The organism is Sphaerotilus sulfidivorans, assembly GCF_013426975.1.
Taxonomy (GTDB): domain Bacteria; phylum Pseudomonadota; class Gammaproteobacteria; order Burkholderiales; family Burkholderiaceae_C; genus Sphaerotilus; species Sphaerotilus sulfidivorans.
In genome coordinates this window covers 1-5,220 of sequence record NZ_JACCPY010000070.1, presented here as the reverse complement: position 1 = coordinate 5,220, position 5,220 = coordinate 1, and the positions used below count along the sequence as shown (strand labels likewise).

Annotated in this window: 6 protein-coding genes; 4 read left to right on the top strand and 2 right to left on the bottom strand. The window is 67.4% G+C overall.

Going from position 1 to position 5,220, the window contains the following annotated elements; genetic code table 11:
* Positions 1 to 468: tetratricopeptide repeat protein (locus HZU84_RS19920; protein WP_180693118.1), on the bottom strand; the 468-nt coding region annotated here is incomplete at its 3' end.
* Between the two features lie 87 nt (positions 469 to 555).
* Here HZU84_RS19920 and HZU84_RS19915 point away from each other — a divergent pair.
* The 4 genes from HZU84_RS19915 (at position 556) to HZU84_RS19900 (ending at position 4,130) form a co-directional block, all read left to right on the top strand.
* On the top strand, positions 556 to 1,239 hold the full coding sequence (locus HZU84_RS19915) for a coiled-coil domain-containing protein (protein WP_180693117.1): 684 nt from the start codon (positions 556 to 558) through the stop codon (positions 1,237 to 1,239).
* 95 nt (positions 1,240 to 1,334) lie between these two features.
* A complete protein-coding gene (locus HZU84_RS19910; RefSeq protein WP_149503554.1) occupies positions 1,335 to 2,720 on the top strand; it encodes a hypothetical protein in 1,386 nt (461 codons plus the stop codon).
* Positions 2,721 to 2,734: 14 nt separating this feature from the next.
* Entirely contained in the window at positions 2,735 to 3,646 is a 912-nt protein-coding gene (locus tag HZU84_RS19905) for a viperin family antiviral radical SAM protein (RefSeq protein WP_149503553.1), read from the top strand.
* Between the two features lie 262 nt (positions 3,647 to 3,908).
* Complete coding sequence (locus HZU84_RS19900) at positions 3,909 to 4,130, top strand: hypothetical protein (RefSeq protein ID WP_149503551.1); 222 nt, start codon at positions 3,909 to 3,911, stop codon at positions 4,128 to 4,130.
* A gap of 42 nt (positions 4,131 to 4,172) precedes the next feature.
* Here the strand turns inward: HZU84_RS19900 and HZU84_RS19895 are convergent.
* Positions 4,173 to 5,220 (bottom strand): tetratricopeptide repeat protein (locus HZU84_RS19895; protein ID WP_180693116.1); only part of this gene is annotated, 1,048 nt, incomplete at its 5' end.

Genomic DNA, 5,220 nt, shown 5'->3' with positions numbered 1-5,220 from the left:
GGCATTGCCGGGGTCGCGCTCGGCGAGCTTGCGCGCGATCTCCATGCCCGCCTGGAAGCTCTTGAGCGCCGCGCCCAGGTCGCCCTGCGCCCGCTGCACGTCGCCGATCCGATCGTGGCTGACCGAGAGACCGCGCTGCCACTGGGCATTGCCGGGGTCGCGCTCGGCGAGCTTGCGCCGGATACCCATGCTGGCCTGGTAGCTCTTGAGCGCCGCGCTCAGGTCGCCCTGCGCCCGCTGCGCATCGCCGATCCGGTCTTGGTCGATCGAAAGATTGTGCTGCACCTGGTCGACGCTGACAGTGTTCGACCCCGACACGTCCGTCTGTGCCACGGCGGCCCCCGCGCTGGCCAGCGCTGCCACCAGCGCCCCTGTGATCAGCACCCAGCGCGGCAGGCCCGCTACGGCCGGCGCTGGACTCGGCGCCAGTGGTGTCAGCGTGGCTGTGGCTTTGCGCAGCTTGGTCATGGCCAATTGGTACTCCCCCCCCGGATCTTGCAAATCACTTTACCGCCGACCGCCTTCGTCGTGTGGGAGAAATCGACCGACCGGCGGATGGGGCGCACGGTTTTTCTGCGCGAACTCGCCCGCCAGCTCTGGGAGACCGCGCAGGCGCTGGCCCACCAGGCGGCCGAGACCCGCGCGCTCCAGGCCGAGGACCAGGCCCGCCAGGCCCGCGCCGAGCGCGACGCCCAGGCCGCGGAGCTCGCGCGCGTGCAGACCCTCGCCCAGGCCCAGGCCGCCGAGCTGGACGCCCTGCGCCTGCAGCTCGCCGCCACCCAGGCCGCCCAGGCCGAGCGCGACGCCGCCCAGGCCCGGGCGCTGGCCGCCGCGCAGCTCGAGCGCGAGCAGCTGCGCGAGCACGCCCGCCAGGAACAGACCCGCCTGCACGAGCAGGCCCGGGGCGAGCGCGAACAGGCCCGCCTGGCCATCGACGAAGCCCACGCCCGCGCCCGCGACGCCGAGCGCCGCGCCGCCGCCGACATGGACCGCGAGCGCCAGGCCCGCCAGCGCGCCGAGCAGCGCCTGGCCGAGCAGGCCCGCGACAGCGCCGCCCAGCTCGAGCGCGAGCGCACCCAGGCCCGCTCCGAGCAGCTCGCCCAGCTCGAGCGCCACGCCCGCCTCGAGGCCCGCCTCGCCCAGCTCCAGGCCGAGCGCGACCGCCTCGAGGGCGAGCGGCTCAGGACCAGAATGAAAGAACGCCGCGTGGAGCGGCGTTCCGCGTCCTCTCGAAAGTGAGGACGATTTCAAACCGGCACTTTGTGCTGTCAATATGATGTCTAGGCAACTTTAATCGTACCAGCCACAGTTCGGGCTCTATTGCAGGAGAGCCCATGAAGGCAAAGACAGGCAGGCCCACCTTCCAGCTGGACAAGAAACGACTCAAAAGCGTTCGGGAGGAAGCGAAATTGACGCAGGCGGAGGTGACCCGGCGCGCGTACGCGCTGCTCGACAAGTCGGCGAAGGTGGACGAGGCGAAGACGGACGAGGAGAAGGATGAGGCGAAGGCGAAGGAGGAAGCGGCGACGAAGCACTACCAGAAGATCGAGCGAACCGGTCGCACCAGCCGAGCCATGGCAAAAGCCTTGGCCGAGGTGTTGAACACGACGGTGAACGTGCTGCAAGGCGAGGCGCCTGACAAGGGGCCGAGCCTGATCGAGAGCCTGGAGCGCCAGTTTCGACACCAGCTGGAAACGGGCGCCAGTCCGGCCTTGCAGGAGGCCCTGGCGCAGGATGCCTTGGCGCAGCGTGGCGACCCGGACCCGGATCCCGTGCGTGCCTTTGCCGAGCAGGTGGCCAAGCGCATCGAATACATGCAGCTCGGCCCGCCAGGGGGCGAACTGGCCCGCCTGGTCGAACTGACCGGCTGGACTGAGGCACAACTGATGGAGCCCATGAGCATCGACGGCCATTGGTTCGTGATGTCCATGATTCATGGCGGGCGCAGGTCGGAAATCGTCCTCGGCGTCGACCAGGTGCAGCTCTGGATCCAGGATTCGCTCCGAGATTTTTGCCCCGGGTTCCACAGAGTCTTTGGGACTGACTGCGCCATCACCCTGCGCGAGGAATTGCCGTGGCTCCACGTCGAGGTACAGCACCCGTCCATCCCGGCCATGCGCAACACGTTCAGCTTCGTTCGGTGCACTCCGACCCCGTCGGGTCTTCATTGGGTCAATCCCTCGTGGCGCGACCGCTTCTGGCTGGATGACTCCTTGTTGGACTGGGCCTTCATCCACGCCAATTTCGTCGTCGGATTCGATGGCCAGGCGGTGCCGAGTGACATGCGCGCTCTTCGCCTGCTCATCGCAAGGCGCAGCGATGGCGAGCATCTCGCCGTGGTCAAGGGCAACATGGAAGAACTGCCGGACGACGTTCTTGACAACTTCAAGCGCCAAGGCGAAAGCCACGACGTGGTCGTCAGCTGGATCGCCGCTGGACTCTGGGAGGCGGTGGAGCCGTTGCTCCACGATGGGCCTGCGGAGCAATGGCAGGTGCAGCAGTCAGGCGCGTGCATCGTGATCCGCCGCGATGCTTCGATCCGGTGGGAAGGGCCCGGCCGATGTGTCCCCGTCCCCAGCGGCGAGTACGTGGTGCAACTGGTCGAGCAACTCGGTGATGGCAAGTTCCGGCGGGTGCCCTGGCGGCAATCCAGCGCCGAGAAGATCGCTGAGAGGCTGAAGCAACGCCTCGGCGAAGAAGCCGAGCGCAATCGTGTCTAGCCTCGGGTGATCCCATGCGTCAAAGCCATGAAAGAAACGCCAGCCGCGATGCGCACAGTCCCATCGTCATCAACTGGCATGTGACCGAGAACTGCAATTACCAGTGCGGCTACTGCTACGCCAAGTGGCCAGGCCTGGACCGGAAAGATGTGATCCGCGACCCTACGGCAACAACGGCCTTGCTCCAGTCGCTGCATGCGCACTTCGCATCGGCTGGAAGCGGGTCGAGGCCGCGTTTGAACTTCGCCGGTGGCGAGCCACTGCTGCATGGCCGTCGTTTGATCTCGGCCATGCGATTCGCACGATCCATCGGGTTCGATGTATCGATCATCACGAATGGCAGTCTATTGAACGAGCGCCTGGTGGCCGACCTGGCACCAGAGCTGTCCTTGTTGGGGCTGAGCATCGACGCCTTGGCGCCCACCACACTTGCGGCGATCGGGCGACAGGACCGACGCGCACGCCAGATTGATCTCGATGCCCTGGCCCGGCATGTGGCCCAAGCCCGGCGCATCAATCCTGCGCTGATGCTGAAGATCAACACGGTGGTGTGTTCAGCAAACTGGCAAGAGGACTTGTCGGGTGCGATCAGTGGACTGGCTCCGACGCGGTGGAAGGTGTTGAGGATGCTGCCGGTCGTCAATCGGGACCTCGCGGTATCCGACCTGCAGTTCCGTGCCTTCGTCGATCGACACGCTGCGCTGGAGCATGTGATTTCGATCGAGGACAACGACGACATGGTGGGCTCGTACATCATGGTCGACCCGAGCGGGCGCTTCTTCCAGAACCGTGCTGGCGCATCTGGCTATGACTACAGTCCACCGATCCTCGACGTCGGGGCCGGAGACGCGTTCGCTCGGATCGGCTGGTCTGCGCTCAAGTTCGCTGGGCGGTACGCGCGCACCTCATCGGTGGTGCCCGCATGAGGTATTCGTGCTCCAAGGACATCAATCGGATCGTACGGCGCTGCATCCAGAGCGACTGGACATATCGGCGCGGCGGCAAGCACGGGTTGCTTTCGCCACCCGGGAGCACGCTTTTTGTGGTCGTACCGGGAACGCCCGGTGATTGCAGGACACCGCAAAACTTCGAACGGGACTTGAGGCGAGTCTGCCATTTGGCGAAAAAGCAGAACAGAGACGCGGCGTAGCGTGGGCTGTCCGGAACAACGCCAGGACCACGCCGGGAGTGCGAGGCGCCCTTCTTCGCCGCTCCCCCGATGCAGCCTCAACACCACCTCCCCGTGCCGCCGAGCTCGACGCCCTGCGCCTGCAGCTCGCCGCCACCCAGGCCGCCCAGGCCGAGCGCGACCGCCTCGAGGGCGAGCGGCTCAGGCAGCGCATGCGCGAGCGGCGCGCGGGGCTGGCGGCGGCGGGTGGTGCGCGTGGGCCCTCGCGTTCGCGAGGGTGACGGGGTCAGGTGCGGGGGTGGCGGCTGTGCCGTCCCGTAGCACTACCGGGCCAGCTTCTGCAGCGCCTGGCGGAACGCCTCCGGCCACGTCTGCTTGTCCGGCGTCAGCTGCCCGCGCTGCTGCAGCCTCTCCAGCACCGCCAGCCCTCGCTTGAGCAACGCCCGGCGCTCTGCCTTCGGCAGCGCGGGCGTGTCGAGCTGCGACAGCTTCCAGCAGGAAAACGCCAGGTCGGTTTGCCACTGGGCATTGCCGGGGTCGCGCTCGGCGAGCTTGCGCGCGATCTCCATGCTGGCCTGGAAGCTCTTGAGCGCCCCGCCCAGGTCGCCCTGCGCGCTCTGCACATCGCCGATCTTCACGTGGCTGACCACGAGATCGCGCTGCCACTCGGCATTGCCGGGGTCGCGCTCGGCGAGCTTGCGCCGGATACCCATGCTGGCCTGGTAGCTCTTGAGCGCCGCGCTCAGGTCGCCCTGCGCGCTTTGCATATTGCCGATCCGATCGTGGCTGATCGAGAGATCGCGCTGCCACTGGGCATTGCCGGGGTCGCGCTCGGCGAGCTTGCGCCGGATACCCATGCTGGCCTGGTAGCTCTTGAGCGCCTCGCCCAGGTCTCCCTGCGCGCTTTGCACATTGCCGATCAGGTTGTGGCTGACCGAGAGATCGCGCTGCCACTCGGCATTGCCGGGGTCGCGCTCGGCGAGCTTGCGCGCGATCTCCATGCCCGCCTGGAAGCTCTTGAGCGCCCCGCCCAGGTCGCCCTGCGCGCTCTGCACTTCGCCGATCCGCTCGTGGCTGACCGAGAGACCGCGCTGCCACTCGGCATTGCCGGGGTCGCGCTCGGCGAGCTTGCGCGCGATCTCCATGTCCGCCTGGAAGCTTTTGAGCGCCCCGCCCAGGTCGCCCTGCGCGCTCTGCACATCGCCGATCTTGTTGTGGCTGACCGAGAGATCGCGCTGCCACTGGGCATTGCCGGGGTCGCGCTCGGCGAGCTTGCGCGCGATCTCCATGCCCGCCTGGAAGCTCTTGAGCGCCGCGCCCAGGTCGCCCTGCGCCCGCTGCACGTCGCCGATCCGATCGTGGCTGACCGAG

Bases quoted from the DNA above. Each gene is read 5' to 3' on its own strand.
- HZU84_RS19915 (WP_180693117.1), top strand. From the start codon at position 556: ATGGGGCGCACGGTTTTTCTGCGCGAACTCGCCCGCCAGCTCTGGGAG.
- HZU84_RS19910 (WP_149503554.1), top strand. From the start codon at position 1,335: ATGAAGGCAAAGACAGGCAGGCCCACCTTCCAGCTGGACAAGAAACGA.
- HZU84_RS19905 (WP_149503553.1), top strand. From the start codon at position 2,735: ATGCGTCAAAGCCATGAAAGAAACGCCAGCCGCGATGCGCACAGTCCC.